This is a genomic window from Bacillus sp. PK3-037, from assembly GCF_054161355.1.
This window is the reverse complement of record NZ_CP096408.1, coordinates 968316-985629: the sequence shown is the minus strand read 5'-3', so window position 1 is coordinate 985629 and position 17314 is coordinate 968316. Positions and strand designations below refer to the sequence as shown.

The window sequence follows — 17314 nt, the reverse complement described above, 5'->3', positions numbered from 1 at the left end:
TGAATGCGCATACAATGCACTCGCAAATTTTTCTGCTGACTCGTCAATTTTAAGAGCAATATGGTATAATTAATAACAATTTTCATTTAGGAGGCAATTTTCGTATGCGAGAGGATACAAAAGTTTATGATATTACAATTATAGGCGGGGGACCGGTCGGCTTATTCACCGCTTTTTACGGAGGCATGAGACAGGCAAGCGTCAAAATTATCGAAAGCCTGCCTCAGCTTGGCGGACAGCTTAGTGCCCTGTACCCTGAGAAATATATATATGACGTAGCAGGATTTCCGAAAATCCGCGCCCAAGAGCTAGTGAACAACTTAAAAGAGCAAATGGCGAAATTCGACCAAACGATTTGTTTAGAGCAAGCGGTTGAATCTGTTGAAAAACAAGCAGACGGCGTGTTTAAGCTTGTGACAAACGAAGAAACCCATTACTCTAAAACGGTCATCATCACAGCAGGAAATGGCGCATTCAAACCAAGAAAGCTCGAGCTTGAAACAGCCGAACAATACGAAGGCAAAAACCTTCACTACTTCGTTGATGATTTACAAAAATTCGCCGGCAGACGCGTTGCGATTCTGGGCGGAGGAGATTCAGCGGTTGACTGGGCGCTTATGCTTGAGCCAATCGCAAAAGAAGTTTCCATTGTTCACCGCCGCGATAAATTCCGCGCGCATGAGCACAGTGTGGAAAACCTTCACGCATCTAAAGTGAATGTCCTGACTCCATTTGTTCCGACAGAGCTCATCGGAGAAGACAAAATCGAGCAGCTTGTGCTTGAGGAAGTGAAAGGCGACCGCAAAGAGATTTTAGAAATCGATGACTTAATTGTCAATTACGGCTTCGTCTCATCTCTTGGACCGATTAAAAACTGGGGACTTGAAATTGAGAAAAATTCCATTGTCGTCAAATCAACGATGGAAACAAATATCGAAGGCTTCTTCGCAGCAGGTGACATTTGCACATACGAAGGAAAAGTCAACCTGATAGCAAGCGGCTTTGGCGAAGCACCGACAGCTGTTAACAACGCGAAAGCTTACATGGACCCGAAAGCTCGCGTACAGCCTCTGCACTCTACAAGTCTTTTTGAAAATAAATAATAAAAAAAGGAGTTTGTGTCAAGGTGACACAGCTCCTTTTTTATTTAAAGATATTTATATAATTCATCGCAGTTCCGATAACCAGCGCAATCACAAGGGCTGCTACAACCCAGATCGTGGTCATGATAATGCGGTCTTGGATCTTTTGGGACTTTGGTGTTTGTTCTTCGTTTTGAGTCATCTCCACTCGCTCCTTTCCATGTCCATGTCATAAAGAAAGCCTGGTGCAGAAGGACCAAGCTGTGCTGAACTTATATATTAGCGTCTTATCATCCGCTCTATGAGACCATTCGTTAAGACTATGATACCCAAACTCATCCTGAATGACAAGCTTCCGCACCTGAATCACATCCATCATCAGATAAATCGTTTGACATCCTCCCCAAAACAGAGTACATTATACAAGGCGAACATTTGGTGTTTATTCATTATAAATATTCGTATTTAGGAGTGGATTCTATGGAAAACGTGTTTGATTACGAAGATATTCAGCTAATTCCTGCAAAATGCATTGTGAACAGCCGTTCTGAGTGTGATACATCCGTGCGTTTAGGCGGACGTACATTTAAATTGCCCGTCGTTCCTGCCAATATGCAGACGATTATAGATGAGAAACTTGCGGTTTCATTAGCCGAAAACGGCTACTTTTATGTGATGCACCGCTTTGAACCTGAAAAACGGATTGACTTTATAAAGGACATGAACGCACGCGGCCTATTCTCTTCTATCAGCGTTGGGGTCAAAGATGAGGAGTATGCATTTGTCCGTCACCTGGCAGAAGAAAATCTGGTCCCTGAATACGTAACCATCGACATCGCTCACGGACATTCCAATGCCGTCATTGAGATGATTCAGCACCTCAAAAAGCATCTTCCGGACAGCTTTGTCATCGCGGGAAATGTCGGAACACCGGAAGCGGTCAGAGAGCTCGAAAATGCCGGAGCGGATGCCACAAAAGTCGGCATCGGACCGGGAAAAGTATGTATAACGAAAATTAAAACCGGTTTCGGCACAGGCGGATGGCAATTAGCCGCGCTGCGCTGGTGCGCAAAAGCCGCCAGCAAACCGATTATCGCGGATGGCGGAATCCGCACCCATGGCGACATCGCAAAATCAATCCGATTCGGCGCCACCATGGTCATGATCGGTTCACTATTTGCCGGACACGAGGAATCACCGGGACAAACCATTGAAAAAGACGGAAAGCTCTACAAAGAATACTTTGGTTCAGCCTCTGAATATCAAAAAGGCGAAAAGAAAAATGTCGAAGGCAAAAAAATGCACGTAGAGCATAAAGGCGCAATCATGGATACGCTGACTGAAATGGAACAGGATCTTCAATCTTCTATTTCTTATGCTGGCGGAACTAAGCTGGAGGCTATCCGCAATGTGGATTATGTCATCGTGAAGAATTCGATTTTTAATGGAGATAAGTATTAAAATAAAAAAAGCCAAGTCAGCGGTTCACCGCTTGACTTGGCTTTTTCTATTATTAGCACTCTTCTGGTTTACCCGCATTCGTCGCTGTTCTGAAAGAAGAACCGCAGCCGCATGAGGCGATGGCGTTTGGATTATCGATGGTAAAACCGCCGCCAAGCATGGATTGCTTAAAGTCTATAATAGTGCCGTTCATGATATCAAGGCTTTCTTTGTCAACGAGAACAGTAATGCCGTGCTCCTCAAACATACTGTCTGCTTCGCTTTTTTCATGCTCAAAGCCCATTCCGTATGAAAGGCCGCTGCAGCCGCCGCCTTTAACGCCGACACGCAGAAACGCGTTTTCTTCTTCATGCTCTTTCATCATATCTTTTATATGCAAAGCTGCTGCTTCTGTAATTGTTACAGGGTTGCTCATTAATGTGAACCTCCTTTTAGAAACCGGATGTTGTCTTTTATTATAAACTTGATCGGCTCATTTCTCAAACTAGCTGTTTTATAAGAAATAGACGCCCTCACAAACAGTCTCTGCCGGACCTGTCATCAACACATGGCCGTTCTCTTTCCAGTTAATGACCAAATCTCCGCCCGCTAAATGAACCGTAATGTCTTCATTTCGTCTTGATACGCCGTTTAAAACAGATGCGACAGCCGCTGCACAAGCGCCTGTCCCGCAAGCCTGTGTGATGCCTGATCCCCGTTCCCACACGCGGAAGTGCAGTTCATGCTCATTCACGGTTTCCACAAACTCGACATTCACACCTTCCGGAAATCTTGGATCTTTTTCAATCACCGGTCCCAGTGTCGTCAGCGGAGCCTGTTCAATATCGGCAATCGGAAAAACGATATGCGGATTGCCCATGGAAACCGCGGTGCCTTTTAGTTCAGCTTCGCCAAATGTCATTGTTTCATTAATGGTTTGCTCCTCACCGCCGCCGAGCATCGGAAGCTCGGCTTTTGTCAGACGCGGTTCACCCATATCGACAGTGACAACATTCACTTTTCCGTTTTCAGCTTGAACCTCCGCTTTCACAAGCCCGGAGAGGGTTTCAATCAGAAAAGATGTTTCCTCAACCAGCTTATGCTCATACGCGTATTTTGCGACGCAGCGCAGGCCGTTGCCGCAGTTTTTCCCTTCAGACCCGTCATTATTAAAAATCCGCATTTTGACAGGCGCTTGATCTGAAGGGCATATCAGGATCATTCCGTCGGAACCGATCCCTGTATAAACGGAAGACACTTGAACCGCTATTTCAGACAGTTGTTCTTCCGGCAGTTGTTCTTCAAATTGATTCACGTATATATAGCTGTTTCCAAGTCCGTGCATTTTGGTAAATCGAAATGAGTTCATAGATGCCTCCAACTTTTTCTCTTTTTCTTAGTATAAAAGCTATTATAAACGGACACAATACAATTATCCCCCGTTTTTCATACATAAAAGCTCCTTGCAATTACGCAAGGAGCTTTTATCTTTTATATGAACATGCCGGCAATAGCCGCGCTCAGCAGATTGGCTAATGTTCCCGCCAGAACAGCCTTTAACCCGAGGCGTGCGATATCTGAACGGCGGCTTGGCGCTAAACCGCCAAGCGTACCGAGCATAATCGCAATCGAGGAGAAATTTGCGAATCCGCATAACGCAAAACTGATAATCGTAGCGGTTTTTTTAGAAAACTCGCCGATGTGCGGACCGAAGTTAGAATAAGCGACAAACTCATTCAGCACCAATTTCTGGCCGATAAAGCTTCCGGCATGCAAGGCTTCATGCCATGGCACACCAATCATAAAGGCGATTGGAGAAAACACATAGCCGAGGATAGATTCTAATGTGACATCTTTTAAACCGAACAAGCCGAAAACACCGCCGAGAATACCGTTGACCACGGCGATTAATGCGACGAATGCAAGCAGCATCGCACCAACGTTCAGCGCAATTTGCAGACCTGTTGACGCACCCTTTGCAGCCGCGTCAATCACATTGGCCGCTCCTTCGCCTTCATCCATTTTGAAATCGCCTTTTACTGTTTGCGGCGTTTCCGTTTCTGGAATGATTAATTTCCCGAAAACCAGACCCGCAGGAGCAGCCATGAAGCTCGCCGCGAGCAAGTATTCAATCGGAATACCGAGAAGGGCGTAGCCAAACAAAGTTGAACCCGCAACAGCCGATAGACCGCTCGTCATGATTGTAAACAGTTCAGAGCGCGTCAGCCCTGCAATGAGGGGCCTGATCACTAACGGAGATTCCGATTGCCCTACAAAAATATTAGCAGCAGCCGCAAGAGATTCCGTTTTGCTTGTCCCAAGAAGCTTCGACAATCCGCCGCCGATCACACGGAAAATGAGCTGCATGATTTTTAAATGATATAAAACTGCGATCAGTGCTGAGAAGAAAATGATAACAGGCAGTACACTTAATGCAAACGCCGGGCTGTCGCCGACTTTTAAAAGCGGCCCAAATATGAAACTGATGCCTTCATTCGCATAATCAATCAGAAGCTGTACACGGCTTGAAAACCATAAAAAAACAGCGCGTCCCGCTTCCCATTTCAACACGATGTATCCAAACGCCACCTGTATACATAAACCAACGATGACGGTTCTTATTCTAATATTGCTTTTCTTTTCTGAAAATAAAAACGCGATGGCGATTATCCCAACTGCGCCGAGCAGTCCCCAAAGAACATTCATGAATACACCTACACCTCTTAAAATTTATTTAAAACAAATCTTTTATACGATAACAATAATATTTTTTGATGTCTACACATTTTTTCAGTACTTTTGTACCGCAAAATAAAAAAGGGCCTGAGACAGGCCCTTTTCTTCAAAACATTGGGTTTTCTTCAATAAATGTATATATATTCTCAACAAGCTCAGCAGGTGTTTCACCCGTAACGACTTCTCCGTTTACTAGAGCGAATAGTGATTCCATACATTTTCCGCAATAGCTTAAACAGCCGTATTCAAGAACATCCAGATTCGGATCTTTCTCTAAAATCGCTCGGGCTTCCTGAGAGCCGTGAGCCAGATTGCTGACACAAAATTCAATCATTGGATTCATGCGGTTTCACCTCACATATGAACATTATCGCGAATTTTTCACTATTCGTCAAAGACAACGAACGCTTCAAAATTTATTATCGTAACATATCATTCCCGCAATAACGTTTTACTAATTTACGTTTTAAGGCTAATTTGTAGGTTATTTTGAAACTAATATTGTGATTTTAGATCAAATTCGATATAATTCTAGATGTTATTTTACAAAGTTCGTATTTTTCATCAATGTGTCTATCATACTCTTCGGGTTAAAGGGGAATTCAAATGAAAAAATTGGTCTTGATCGGCGGAGGTTACGGAAACATGCGTGTTCTTCATCGCTTATTGCCCAACCAGCTGCCTCATGATGTTTCAATCACGTTAATTGACAGAAATCCTTATCACTGCTTAAAAACAGAATATTATGCCCTTGCCGCAGGCACAATTTCTGACCACCATATCAGAGTAACGTTCCCAGAGCACCCTCGCCTGGATGTCGAGTACGGCGATATTTCATCAATTGATATTGCACAAAAACAAGTGCTGTTCCATGACCGCGAACCGATTTCTTACGATGACGCAGTGATCGGGCTCGGCTGCGAGGATAAATATCATAACGTGCCGGGAGCGCCCGACTTCACCTACAGCATTCAAACCATCGATCAGTCCCGCGAAACCTATCAAAAGCTGAACAACTTATGCGCCGAAGCGACTGTTGCCATTGTCGGAGCAGGCCTTAGCGGCGTTGAACTTGCAAGTGAATTAAGAGAAAGCCGTGACGATCTGAACATTATTTTGTTTGACCGCGGAGATCTCATTTTATCAAGCTTTCCCGAGCGTTTGAGCAAATATGTGCAAAAATGGTTCGAAGAGCACGGTGTCCGCATTATTAACAGGGCAAATATCACAAGAGTAGAAGAAGGCGTTGTGTATAACCACGATGACGCCATTTCCGCAGACGCCATCGTATGGACAGCCGGCATACAGCCGAATAAAGTCGTCAGAGACTTGGATGTGGAAAAGGACGCACAAGGCCGTGTCGTGTTAACCCCTCATCACAATGTCCCGGGTGATGAACATCTGTACGTTGTCGGAGATTGTGCCAGCCTTCCTCACGCACCGAGTGCCCAGCTGGCAGAAGCTCAAGCAGAACAGATTGTCCAAATATTGCAAAAACGCTGGAATGGTGAAGCCCTTCCTGAATCAATGCCTCAGTTTAAGCTGAAAGGCGTTTTAGGTTCACTCGGAAAAAAAGCCGGCTTCGGACTTGTTGCTGACCGGCCGCTGATCGGCCGTGTTCCGCGTTTGCTGAAATCCGGCTTGCTGTGGATGTACAAACACCATAACGGATAATAGCAGAACCGCTGATGAAGTCAGCGGTTTTCTGTATAACCGTATCTCTCCATTTCCTCATATACATCCTTCAATTTCGGATTGCCTTCTCCGACAATTTTATTTTCGACGAGGACGAGCGGATAAAAATATTCGTCATTTCTGATTTTTTCCGCAAGCTGTTTTACGTTTTCGACGTCAGGCGGCTCGTAAATGTCGATGTATTGGATTTCAAAAGGCTGATCCGGATATTTTCTTTTCAGCGCAGCCTCAAGCCATTCAAATGTATCTTTAGCCGTCGGCATATTGACACAGCTTGCACAAACGGTTTCTGCCCCATATACGCTGAGCATGACAGTTTTGGTCATTGATAAGTGCCCCCATTTCTCTGCGTTACATTCTTTCTATTAAGTATACAGAGACAAAAGACGTTTTTATAGAAAAAAACCGTTTTTGTGTTCAAGTCTGAATGTGCTATAATAATGGGAGCAATTCTGCAAACCAAACAATAGATTTTTATTGTTACACTGAATATAATGGTTTTATGACGACGAAAGGAGCGAATGTCATGACTGAAGTTGAAATGAAAGAACAGGTGCAGGAAGTACTGGACAAACTTCGTCCGTTTTTACTTCGTGACGGCGGTGACTGTGAGCTTGTAGACATTGATGAAGGTATTGTTAAGCTTCGTCTTTTAGGCGCGTGCGGCAGCTGCCCAAGTTCAACAATTACGCTGAAAGCCGGAATTGAACGCGCTCTTCTTGAAGAAGTGCCTGGTGTAATTGAAGTAGAACAAGTCTTTTAATAAAGCAGCCAGGCTGATATTTGATCAGCCTGGCTTTTTTTATGAGAGATATTGGTCAAACCATGAGCTTATATAGGTCAGGCGCTTGATCCGCTGTTCCGGGTGTCCGCTGCGTGACAAATTATGCGACGCTTTCGGAAAACGGACCAGCACGGTTTCCTTGTCCATTTTTTTCAAGGCGATAAAAAGCTGTTCAGCCTGTTCAATCGGGCACCGGTCATCACGTTCGCCATGAAGAATTAAAAGGGGCGTCTCCACGTTTGCCGCATATTTTAAAGGGGAACGGTCCCACAGCTTTTCTGTATCGGTAAACATGTCATGCTCAAGCTGCCAGTCCGTGAAAAAATAGCCGATATCACTAACGCCGTGAAAGCTGAGCCAGTTTGAAATCGAACGCTGAGTGACAGCTGCTTTAAAACGATTTGTCTGCCCCACGATCCAGTTGGTCATAAAGCCTCCGTAGCTTCCGCCTGTGACCCCTATCCGCTCGGCATCAATCTGCGGGTCTCTTTTGATCGCCTCATCCACTGCCTGCATCACGTCCTGATAGTCTTTTCCGCCGTAATCCCCTCTGACTGCGTTCACAAATTCCTGTCCGTAACCATGACTTCCTCTTGGATTTACATAAACCACTGCATATCCTTTCGCCGCCAGCACCTGAAATTCGTGAAAATATGTATGCCCGTACATCATATGCGGACCGCCATGTATATTGAGAATAAGCGGATAGTTTTTGCCCTCTGCAGCGCGAGCAGGTTTCATCAGCCAGCCGTTCACCGTCATCCCGTCTTCTGTCACATATTGAATGTCTTCAGGTAACGAAATAAGATGCTCGTCGACAAACTTGTCATTCGCATCAGTCAGCCGTTTTTCTTCCTGTCCAAGCGGAATGCTGTATAGCTCACTAGGTCTGCCAGGCTTTGTCACACTGGCAATAAAGCTTTGTTCATCTGGATGAATGGAAAAGCTGTTGATATATTCTTTTTCTAACCGAATCGGATATACGAGTCCTTCTATAGAAACATAATAGATTCCCGTGCTGCCTTGTTCTGTGCCGATGACATAAAACCCTTGACTGTCTTTTGTCCAAACCGGGCGCTGTTCAGCTCCTCCTATCAGCGAATCTCCAATCAACGCATCCGCTAAGTGAACGTCCAGCATATCAGTGAGACACGTAAGGCGGTCTTGCTCTATATCATAAAGCCACGCTTTTTCTAGCGTTGCATTCCGATATTCCTGTTCATGCCCAAGCAAAGCAAGGTACCTTCCGTCCGGTGAAAAAGAGCTGGGTCCGAATGAGCCGCGATGAGAGGTAATCAGCTTGAGATCTTCAGTCTCCAGCGACACCATGCAGACATCGTGCGGCTTGCTGGCATCATCCGTTTCAGTCAAATTAGCCGAAAAAACGAGAGATTTGCCGTCAGGAGAAAAAGCCGGATCGAAGTGGTCAGCTTTTTCATTAGTCAGCTGTTTTACCTCACCAGACTTCACGCTGACAAGCACAAGCTGCGCATACGCCCCTCTCGTCAGTCCTTTTCCGTCCCGTTTATAGGCTAAACCATGCACTTCAACCGGTTCAAAGCTGTCGTGTTCCGTTTTCTCATGATCATAAACACTTTCTTCATCTCCCAGGCTGACCGTGACAAGCACTGACTCTCCATCCGGAGACCATACCGGCTGTGACACACCATATGGAATATCAGTCAGTTTTTTTGCTTCTCCGCCTTCAGCGCTCATTATATAAAGCTGAGCCACATCGCCATCACGGTCAGAAACAAACGCAATCTGGCGTCCGTCCGGAGACCATCTAGGATCAGTGTTCCGCTTTTCTCCATGTGTCCAAGGAATGGACGTGCCGCTTTCCGCATCATATACCCATATATTTGAAGTGTATGAATCTTTCTCTTTGTTTACTTGTGACTTCACATAAGCCGCACGCTTGCCGTCCGGGGCGTATTGAGGGTCTGTCACCGAGACAATGGCTGTCATATCTTCCGCGGTCATCAGCTTTTTCATATCAATCTCCTCCTTTTTACATGTTATTTCGTTTTTCTAAATAAAAATCCCTTTATATCATGAAGAAAAAAAGCGTCCTCCGCTGACGCTGAGGAACGCTTTGAATGAACTATACACTTTTCACTTGATAGAAAGGATTTCGCTCTATTATACTTCCCTCTTTCGGAACGGTCAAAGCGTCGACTTCACAATGCGGGAAATGAAGTGCGAGCTGCTCTTTCAGCGCTTCTCCTTTTCCTTTTTCGGTCATGACGAGAATCGTCGGGCCCGCTCCGCTGAGAGCAGTTCCATAAGCGCCTTTCATCTCGGCAACATGCTCCACTTTAGACAATTCCGGGACAAGCATCGCCCGATACGGCTGATGGAACATATCCTTTTTCATGATTTTTCCGACAAGCGGCCAATCCTTTGACATGATCGCCGCGATGAGAATGTTGCTGACGGCGCTGGCTTTTACAGCGTCCGCATATGGAAACTCTGCCGGGAGCACGTCCCGCGCGTCTCTTGTCAGCACCTCGTAAAAAGGAATGACAACCACGACATCAATGTCGGCATCCGGCACGCGGATCATTTGCGTCTCGTCGTCTTCATGCAGTCCGATCACAAGCCCGCCGACGAGAGAAGCGCCTGCATTGTCCGGATGTCCTTCTTCAAGGCTGGCTAAATGCAGCTTGTCTGCTTCGGAGAGCTGTAAACCGCATAATTCGTCTGCCAGTTCTATAGCCGCCACTATGGCCGCAGCGCTGCTTCCAAGGCCGCGGGCGAGCGGAATGTCGCTCCACACTTTCACATGTGCAGGAGGCATTGCTTTTCCGTACATATCTGCCGTCCGTTTCGCCACTTGATAGATCAGATTATCTGTACCCGCCGGAATTCCGGCGACTGTTTCTGTTTCAGCTTCAAAAGACCATTGATCGCTTTCAAAGACGGTCAGCTTCAAATACCTGCTGAGCGCCATTCCGACTGAATCAAAGCCGGGGCCTAGGTTAGCCGTGCTTCCTGGAACAGTGACAGAGAACAGCATGTCGGCATCGTTCATACACGGGCCGCTCCTTTTACATATTCGAGGATGCTGTCTTCATCAGTCGGCAGGGTGACCGGCTTCATTTCAGAAATGTCGACCGCTGTGTTCGGGTCTTTCAGCCCGTTCCCTGTTAACACAGCCACAACCTTGCTGCCTTTCGGAATTTCTCCGGATTTTACTTGTTTCAGCACACCCGCAATAGATGCGCAGGAGCCCGGTTCTGCAAACACGCCTTCTTCACGGGCAATCAGCTGATACGCATGAAGAATTTCATCGTCAGTGACTTCGTCAATTTTCCCATTGGACTCCTCAGCCGCTTTTACAGCTTTATCCCAGCTTGCCGGGTTTCCGATACGAATCGCTGTTGCCACTGTTTCCGGGTTTTCAATAACTTCGTTGCGGACGATCGCAGCTGCACCTTCCGCTTCAAAACCGCGCATTTTCGGAAGGCCAGTGCCGTTTTTCTCATGATATTCTTTGAAGCCCTTCCAGTACGCTGTGATGTTTCCCGCGTTTCCGACCGGGATCGCCAAAACGTCCGGTGCTTCGCCCAGCTGTTCGCATACTTCAAAGGCAGCTGTTTTTTGGCCTTCGATGCGGTAAGGGTTGACCGAGTTGACAAGCGCGATCGGTGATTTTTCACAAATTGAACGGACAATTTTAAGGGCATCGTCAAAGTTGCCGTCGATCGCAATGATTTCAGCTCCGTACATGACTGCTTGGGCAAGCTTGCCAAACGCGATTTTCCCATTCGGGATGATGACAATACATTTCATATTGGCGCGGGCTGCATAAGCAGCCGCAGCCGCTGATGTATTTCCGGTTGACGCGCACATAATCGTGTCGTTGCCTTCTTCTTTCGCCTTTGCCACCGCCATGACCATCCCGCGGTCTTTAAAAGATCCAGTAGGGTTTACGCCTTCTGTTTTGACATGGAGCTCAATCCCGAGCTGTTCAGACAGCTTCGGCAAATGAATGAGCGGCGTATTGCCTTCATGTAATGTAAGCGCCGGTGTTTGATCCGTTACAGGTAAAAACTCTTTATATTGATGGATAAGTCCTTTCCACATTAGCTCCAACCGTTCCCTTCTACACGATATGTGCTTTTGACTTCTTGAACGACTTCCAAATCATTTAAGTTTTGCAGGATATCACTGAAATCAGCTTCTGATGTGTGGTGTGTGACGATGACGATTTCTGCTAACTCATCATGCCCCTTAATCGGCAGCTGAAGAATTTTCTCAAAGCTGACGCCCCGTTCTGAGAACACAGACGTGATTTTCGAGAATGAGCCTACCTCATCCTTCACGTGAATTCTCAAAAATTGCTGTGCATAAATATCGGACGGCGACTTCATGTTTTTCTCGAATTGCGGCGCAACAAAGCTGTTGCCGGTTACGCCGAGACGCATGTTTTTCATGACAGCAACCAGGTCAGACACAACTGATGTGGCTGTCGGCATGCTTCCCGCTCCCGGGCCATAGAACATCGTCTCTCCGACAGCTTCGCCATACACGTAGACGGCGTTATATTCATTATGCACGGCAGAAAGCGGATGGTGATCTGGAAGCAGCGTCGGCTGAACGCTGACTTCAATTTTGCTGCCGTCACGCTGGGCAATCCCGATCAGCTTCATTGTGTAGCCGAGACGTTTGCTGAAGCTGATATCCTCGTCTGTAATCTGGGAGATCCCCTTCACTTTGACATCTTCCAGATCGACGTTCATTGAGAAGCCGAGACGCGCCAATATTGCCATTTTCCGTGCGGCGTCGAGCCCTTCCACATCTGAAGTCGGGTCAGCTTCGGCAAACCCCAGATCCTGCGCTTCCTTAAGCACTTCCTCGTAAGGGCTTTTCTCTTTAATCATTTTGGTTAAGATAAAGTTCGTTGTTCCGTTCACGATTCCCATCATTTTAGTAATCCTATCTGATGAGAGGCCTTCCTCTAATGTGCGAAGAATTGGAATCCCGCCGGCAACGCTGGCTTCGAAGTAAATATCACAGCCATTTTCCTTTGCTTCAGCCAGCAGTTCAGAACCGTACACGGCCATTAAATCTTTGTTTGCCGTGACAACGTGTTTTTTCGATCTCAAAGCGTCGAGCAAATATTGTTTTGTCTGCTCAACACCGCCGATCACCTCGATGATGACATCAACATCTGGATCGTCGATCACATCATATACTTCTGTCGTGAGCACTTCCTTCGGCAAATCTACTTCTCTTTTTTTCTCTACATCTTTCACAAGCACTTTTTTTATTGTAATTGGACAGCCAACCTGATGCATCAGCTTATCCTGATGGTCTTGAATAATTTTAACGACACCGCTTCCGACGGTACCTAAGCCTAAAAGCCCTACACGAATTGCTTTCAAAAAAACTCCACCCTTCTTCGGATTGTCCTTTCAAGAGAGACAATTGTTAACTCAACACAGACATATAAGTTACAAATATTATATAAGCCCACTCCTGTTTTGACAAGACAACAATCTGCTGAATTTTGCGAATGCAAACGCTTAACCAATTGATATGACAAGATTCTTTATTTTCTAATTATTTTTGTCAGATTTTCTCCTTCCTTACAAGCCGCCCTTTCCGAGCCAGCTGACAGGGGGAACAAAAATGTTCTGCGCTCTCATGTTCATAAACTCCTGGGCGGCATTCAGAAATTGTTCATAGCCCGAATCGCTGAGAATGTAGTCGAGCTGCTCTTCATAATAGTGCTTTTCCGATTCTGAAGAAATATAGTAGCCTTCCACGATTTCATAATAATGAAGCGGAAAAAGGAGACGGCTGTACAAAAGACGTTTCGAAAATGAAGACAGCGGTGTGATTTGCTCATATTCCTGCAAAAAGCGAAAGCCCTGCCGGTTAAAATCATCACGATGATGCAAAAATGCGTGTCTCATATATTCGGCTAAATCGCGTGCAGCGTGGTCAAATACCCAGTCAGCCGGAATCCTGATTAGGGATTCAGAAGACCACGTATTTCTTTCCATCCTCTGATGGCATATTGTTCCTGAATCAGCCGCTTGCGGTTTGTCATCGAGCTCAGTATCGACTAAATATTGAATCGCGTTTTCTGACAGTCCTAAATAATATGGAAACGATTCAATCATTTTTTTATCAAAGGGCTCGTGCGGAGGGGTATGAACCTTTCGCTGCCAAAACGCTTCAAGCTGATCAATGCGTTTTCCCCACAGGTCTTTCCACTGCCCGATTCTTCCGGCCTCCTTCACTTCGTACGGGTATCCTCTGCCCTTTCGATGAAACTCCGCCAGTTCTGTCCCTATGGAAAATGCCCGGTTTGAAAAAGGAGGAGCCGCCTTCAGCAGGGCGTACGTTTTTCCTTCATGTTCAAAGGTCAGCTCGCCTTCTTTTGTAAAGATAAAAACGGAAACGTATGGGTCACTTTGTTCTTGTAAATACTGACTCATGTAATAAAGCTCCGCCAGCTCCTCATCTGAAAAATGGGAAACGGGAACAATCAAAAAGAAGGAATTCGGTGTTTGAAAGCATTGATACGTATGCTGATACATTGAAAGCTGCCTGATATGAATGCCGTATTTTTCTTTTATTGTGCCTTTCACAATGATCACCTGCCTGTTGAATTAGGGCTCATCACATCGTAGTCATACACAGGCGGAATTATGAATACATATTTTAATCCGGCGAAGGAGCAAGAAAAAGTCGTAAACATCTCGTACGTTTTGTATAAACTAGTAAAAAAAGATTGGGTGAAGTTGATGTCAGATAAAGAACAAATCAGTCAGATGGAAGCCAAAGCAAGAGAACGGATGAAGGAGCGCGGCGTTGAGGTATCCGATATTGCCGAGCTTGTCTTTTTTCTGCAGAAAAAATATCATCCGGATTTAACCATGGATGAATGCACGTTGAATGTGAATCGGGTCCTCGCAAAGCGTGAGGTGCAAAACGCGATTTTAACGGGCATTGAACTGGACGTTCTTGCTGAGCAGAAAAAACTGTCTGAACCGCTGCAAACGATGCTGGAGATAGATGAAAGCCTATATGGAGTAGATGAAGTTCTGGCATTTTCCATCGTGAATATTTACGGGTCCATCGGGTTTACAAACTATGGCTACATCGACAAAGAAAAACCCGGTATCCTCGGCCGTTTAAATGATAAATCAACCGGCGAATGCCATACATTTCTTGATGACATTGTCGGCGCTATTTCCGCTGCGGCCTCCAGCAGGCTCGCACACCGCGCGCGGCATACAGAATAAAGGGCACCCTTTTGGGGCGCCCTTTTTTATATATGCTGAATCCACTCAGTCAGAGAATCAATAGCGTGAGTCGGTTTTTCCATATCGTCTGTCATATGCTCTCTTTTCGTTACGCCTGTGTGGACAAGCAGCGTATCCATCCCTGCATTAATGCCTGCCATAATATCAGTCGCGTAGTTGTCGCCGACCATAAGTGTCTCGGATATGTCAGTGCCGAGAACACGCATCGCCTGCTCCATGATGATGGATTCCGGCTTGCCGATAAATACCGGCTGCACGCCTGTGGATACGGTTAACACAGAGGTCAGTGAACCGTTGCCCGGCAGGAGGCCTCTTTCAGTCGGTATGGCAATGTCACCGTTGGTGGAAATAAAGCGGGCGCCATTTCTGATTGCGAGGCAGCCGACGGCAAGTTTTTCGTATGTAATCCCGCGGTCAATTCCGACTACAACAAAGTCCGCATCTTCCTCTGCAAAGGTCAGGCCGTTTTCTTCAATCGCCTGGCGAATTCCTTCTTCCCCGATCACATACACAGACGCGTCTTTTTTCTGCTGGGCGATATGCTGGGCAGTCGCCATGCTTGTCGTAAAAACCTGCTCCTCTGTTGCCGGAATGTCAAAAGAGACCAGCTTGTCCGCCACCTGCTTCGGTGTGCGGGAAGAGTTGTTTGTCACAAAAAGATAAGGAATGCCGCGGTCTTTCAGCGTTCTGACAAATTCACAAGCTTCCTCGATTTTTTCTGTGCCGTTGTACATCGTTCCGTCTAAATCAATTAAATATCCTTTATATGTTTTCATTTTTAAACACTCCTGTGGCTTTCCTGTCGTTATTTAAACGCGGAAACAGGGCCCAGCTCTGTTTCCAAGTAGCTTCTGATTCGTTTCGGAAAGACTTGCAGGACCGCTAGATGCGCGGTGATCAGCTTGTAAAGTTCTGCACTGTCAGCGAGCTGGTATTGCTGAACCAATGTTTTTCGGTACGCAATCAATTGCTTCAGCTCCGCTCCCTCTTCTTCCGTTACGACTTTTTCATCAACCAGTATGTCCATGATATCATCATAGCTGCCCGGGTCCCGCATAATAAAACCGTCAATCATGTCATTTCCTGTATCTAGAATGCATTCGATTAACAGGTGGCCGATGCGTTCAAGCGCGAGCCCTTCGATTTCGGATTTCCAGTCTGCTTGCGAATGAAACAGCGCCAGCTGACGCTCGAAGAACCCAAGTGTATGCTCTATCTTGTTTCTGTCAACAAAATACATGACAGCATCCCCTTTGTGTAATGGTTATTTTCTGATCCGTTTTAAGACAAAATACGCACAGCCGAAATTACAGTATTCGTAAATGTATTCGTCCAATGTGCTGATTTTCGTTTCAAAGGTCGCCTTTTGATTCTGGTCGTCAAAGAAGCCCTTGAGCCTGAGCTGGCCGTATCCCCAGTCTCCCACAATGTAATCGTATTTATTTAAAATATCGGAATAACGGGCTTTAAAAGCCTCTTCGTTGAAGCCGTCTTTGAAATTGTGCACCAGCTCAAATTCGGCATTTTGAATAAGAATCATGATCTCACCTCTTTTTCACTCATTCCTATCATAATTCATTGCCCCGTCCCCATCAATTACTAAAGAATAATTCGTGTGATTTGGCTACCCTACACATGAGGAGGGATGACAAATGAAACGAACTGCTATCAGCCTCTGCCTGATGACCGGGCTTTTATCCGGATGCGGAGGCGCAGGATTCAATAACGCTGAACAGAATGCCCAGCATCAAAATGAAACCAGGCCCATTCATGTATCTGACCGTAATGAGGCTTTTAACAGGCATGATGAGAATGAACAGTTTGGTTATGTCCGCTATCAAAAAGAACAATTGGACGGCGAACAGCAGGAGACACCGGCGCCAGACCGTGAAGAAACCGCTCACATCATATCTAGCTTAACGGTTCAGCTCCCTCATATTCAAGATGCCGCAGCGCTTGTCACTGACCAAGAAGCGCTTGTCGTGTACAAAACCGATTCGAAAAACCGTGAGCTGACAGCTGATCAAGTGAAAAAAACGGCGGTTTCGGTGATTCCGCGTTACTATCATGTATACATTTCCGACAATCCGAATCACATGCAGGCCATCAAAAATTACAGCAATCTCGGTCCCGGTTCAAGAGATGTCAGAGACATCATGTCGGGGACGATACAAGAAATGAAAACCTCCCCGCAAGGAAGCCCTGTCTCAGAAAACGAAAATGCCAATGGAGAAACACGCCAGGACAAGGAAACGAATAGAAATGACAAAAACGCCAGATGATCTGGCGTTTTG

At 45.9% G+C, this 17314-nt stretch carries 20 protein-coding genes; 6 read left to right on the top strand and 14 right to left on the bottom strand.

Annotation, left to right across the window (positions count from 1 at the left end; translation table 11 throughout):
- Positions 1 to 104 precede the first annotated feature (104 nt).
- Positions 105 to 1103, top strand: coding sequence for a ferredoxin--NADP reductase 2 (gene yumC / locus M1D69_RS05080; RefSeq protein WP_458104375.1), 999 nt, complete (start codon positions 105 to 107; stop codon positions 1101 to 1103).
- A 40-nt stretch (positions 1104 to 1143) separates the two neighbouring features.
- Here yumC and M1D69_RS05075 read toward each other — a convergent pair whose 3' ends face one another.
- Entirely contained in the window at positions 1144 to 1284 is a 141-nt protein-coding gene (locus tag M1D69_RS05075; protein ID WP_044158982.1) for a hypothetical protein, read from the bottom strand.
- Positions 1285 to 1562: 278 nt separating this feature from the next.
- On the opposite strand from M1D69_RS05075, the gene guaC reads away from it, so the two are divergent.
- Positions 1563 to 2543 (top strand): GMP reductase, encoded by a 981-nt coding sequence (gene guaC / locus M1D69_RS05070; RefSeq protein WP_044158983.1) that lies wholly within the window; start codon positions 1563 to 1565, stop codon positions 2541 to 2543.
- 52 nt (positions 2544 to 2595) lie between these two features.
- Here guaC and M1D69_RS05065 read toward each other — a convergent pair whose 3' ends face one another.
- The 4 genes from M1D69_RS05065 to M1D69_RS05050 all read right to left on the bottom strand — a co-directional run bounded on the left by M1D69_RS05065 (position 2596) and on the right by M1D69_RS05050 (position 5601).
- Positions 2596 to 2958: a HesB/IscA family protein gene (locus M1D69_RS05065; protein ID WP_010331733.1), complete on the bottom strand. Its 363-nt coding sequence runs from the start codon at positions 2956 to 2958 to the stop codon at positions 2596 to 2598.
- Between the two features lie 78 nt (positions 2959 to 3036).
- The gene (dapF, locus tag M1D69_RS05060) at positions 3037 to 3891 is read right to left on the bottom strand and encodes a diaminopimelate epimerase (RefSeq protein WP_458104376.1); all 855 of its coding nucleotides are present in this window, start codon (positions 3889 to 3891) and stop codon (positions 3037 to 3039) included.
- A 122-nt stretch (positions 3892 to 4013) separates the two neighbouring features.
- Entirely contained in the window at positions 4014 to 5228 is a 1215-nt protein-coding gene (locus tag M1D69_RS05055) for a NupC/NupG family nucleoside CNT transporter (protein ID WP_024122722.1), read from the bottom strand.
- 136 nt (positions 5229 to 5364) lie between these two features.
- Positions 5365 to 5601: a YuzB family protein gene (locus M1D69_RS05050; RefSeq protein WP_010331736.1), complete on the bottom strand. Its 237-nt coding sequence runs from the start codon at positions 5599 to 5601 to the stop codon at positions 5365 to 5367.
- A 263-nt stretch (positions 5602 to 5864) separates the two neighbouring features.
- Between M1D69_RS05050 and M1D69_RS05045 the strand changes: the two genes are divergently transcribed.
- On the top strand, positions 5865 to 6932 hold the full coding sequence (locus tag M1D69_RS05045; RefSeq protein WP_458104377.1) for an NAD(P)/FAD-dependent oxidoreductase: 1068 nt from the start codon (positions 5865 to 5867) through the stop codon (positions 6930 to 6932).
- Between the two features lie 20 nt (positions 6933 to 6952).
- Here the strand turns inward: M1D69_RS05045 and M1D69_RS05040 are convergent, their stop codons facing one another.
- The gene (locus M1D69_RS05040) at positions 6953 to 7279 is read right to left on the bottom strand and encodes a YuzD family protein (protein WP_044158988.1); all 327 of its coding nucleotides are present in this window, start codon (positions 7277 to 7279) and stop codon (positions 6953 to 6955) included.
- A 101-nt stretch (positions 7280 to 7380) separates the two neighbouring features.
- Between M1D69_RS05040 and M1D69_RS05035 the strand changes: the two genes are divergently transcribed.
- Positions 7381 to 7716, top strand: a complete 336-nt coding sequence (locus tag M1D69_RS05035; protein ID WP_175422398.1) for a NifU family protein — start codon at positions 7381 to 7383, stop codon at positions 7714 to 7716.
- Positions 7717 to 7755: 39 nt separating this feature from the next.
- Here M1D69_RS05035 and M1D69_RS05030 read toward each other — a convergent pair whose 3' ends face one another.
- From M1D69_RS05030 to yutH, 5 genes are all read right to left on the bottom strand, one after another.
- Positions 7756 to 9732, bottom strand: a complete 1977-nt coding sequence (locus M1D69_RS05030) for a S9 family peptidase (protein ID WP_458104378.1) — start codon at positions 9730 to 9732, stop codon at positions 7756 to 7758.
- A 109-nt stretch (positions 9733 to 9841) separates the two neighbouring features.
- Positions 9842 to 10771, bottom strand: coding sequence for a homoserine kinase (gene thrB / locus M1D69_RS05025; RefSeq protein ID WP_458104379.1), 930 nt, complete (start codon positions 10769 to 10771; stop codon positions 9842 to 9844).
- On the bottom strand, positions 10768 to 11826 hold the full coding sequence (thrC, locus tag M1D69_RS05020) for a threonine synthase (protein ID WP_458106201.1): 1059 nt from the start codon (positions 11824 to 11826) through the stop codon (positions 10768 to 10770). Before thrC ends, thrB begins: the two co-directional genes overlap by 4 nt.
- Positions 11826 to 13127 (bottom strand): homoserine dehydrogenase, encoded by a 1302-nt coding sequence (locus tag M1D69_RS05015; protein WP_326140009.1) that lies wholly within the window; start codon positions 13125 to 13127, stop codon positions 11826 to 11828. The genes thrC and M1D69_RS05015 overlap by 1 nt, the downstream gene beginning before the upstream one ends.
- A gap of 204 nt (positions 13128 to 13331) precedes the next feature.
- A complete protein-coding gene (gene yutH, locus M1D69_RS05010) occupies positions 13332 to 14345 on the bottom strand; it encodes a spore coat putative kinase YutH (protein WP_458106202.1) in 1014 nt (337 codons plus the stop codon).
- 153 nt (positions 14346 to 14498) lie between these two features.
- On the opposite strand from yutH, the gene M1D69_RS05005 reads away from it, so the two are divergent.
- The gene (locus M1D69_RS05005; protein WP_024122730.1) at positions 14499 to 14999 is read left to right on the top strand and encodes a phosphatidylglycerophosphatase A family protein; all 501 of its coding nucleotides are present in this window, start codon (positions 14499 to 14501) and stop codon (positions 14997 to 14999) included.
- Between the two features lie 26 nt (positions 15000 to 15025).
- On the opposite strand, the gene nucF is transcribed toward M1D69_RS05005, so the two are convergent.
- The 3 genes from nucF to M1D69_RS04990 are packed head-to-tail and all read right to left on the bottom strand — an operon-like array spanning position 15026 to position 16560.
- Positions 15026 to 15796, bottom strand: a complete 771-nt coding sequence (gene nucF / locus M1D69_RS05000) for a 5' nucleotidase NucF (protein ID WP_458104380.1) — start codon at positions 15794 to 15796, stop codon at positions 15026 to 15028.
- Positions 15797 to 15825: 29 nt separating this feature from the next.
- Complete coding sequence (locus tag M1D69_RS04995) at positions 15826 to 16260, bottom strand: DUF86 domain-containing protein (protein ID WP_458104381.1); 435 nt, start codon at positions 16258 to 16260, stop codon at positions 15826 to 15828.
- Between the two features lie 24 nt (positions 16261 to 16284).
- On the bottom strand, positions 16285 to 16560 hold the full coding sequence (locus tag M1D69_RS04990; RefSeq protein ID WP_003228682.1) for a YutD family protein: 276 nt from the start codon (positions 16558 to 16560) through the stop codon (positions 16285 to 16287).
- Between the two features lie 112 nt (positions 16561 to 16672).
- Here M1D69_RS04990 and M1D69_RS04985 point away from each other — a divergent pair, with 112 nt between their 5' ends.
- Positions 16673 to 17302: a YhcN/YlaJ family sporulation lipoprotein gene (locus M1D69_RS04985; RefSeq protein ID WP_458104382.1), complete on the top strand. Its 630-nt coding sequence runs from the start codon at positions 16673 to 16675 to the stop codon at positions 17300 to 17302.
- The last annotated feature ends 12 nt before the right edge of the window (positions 17303 to 17314 follow it).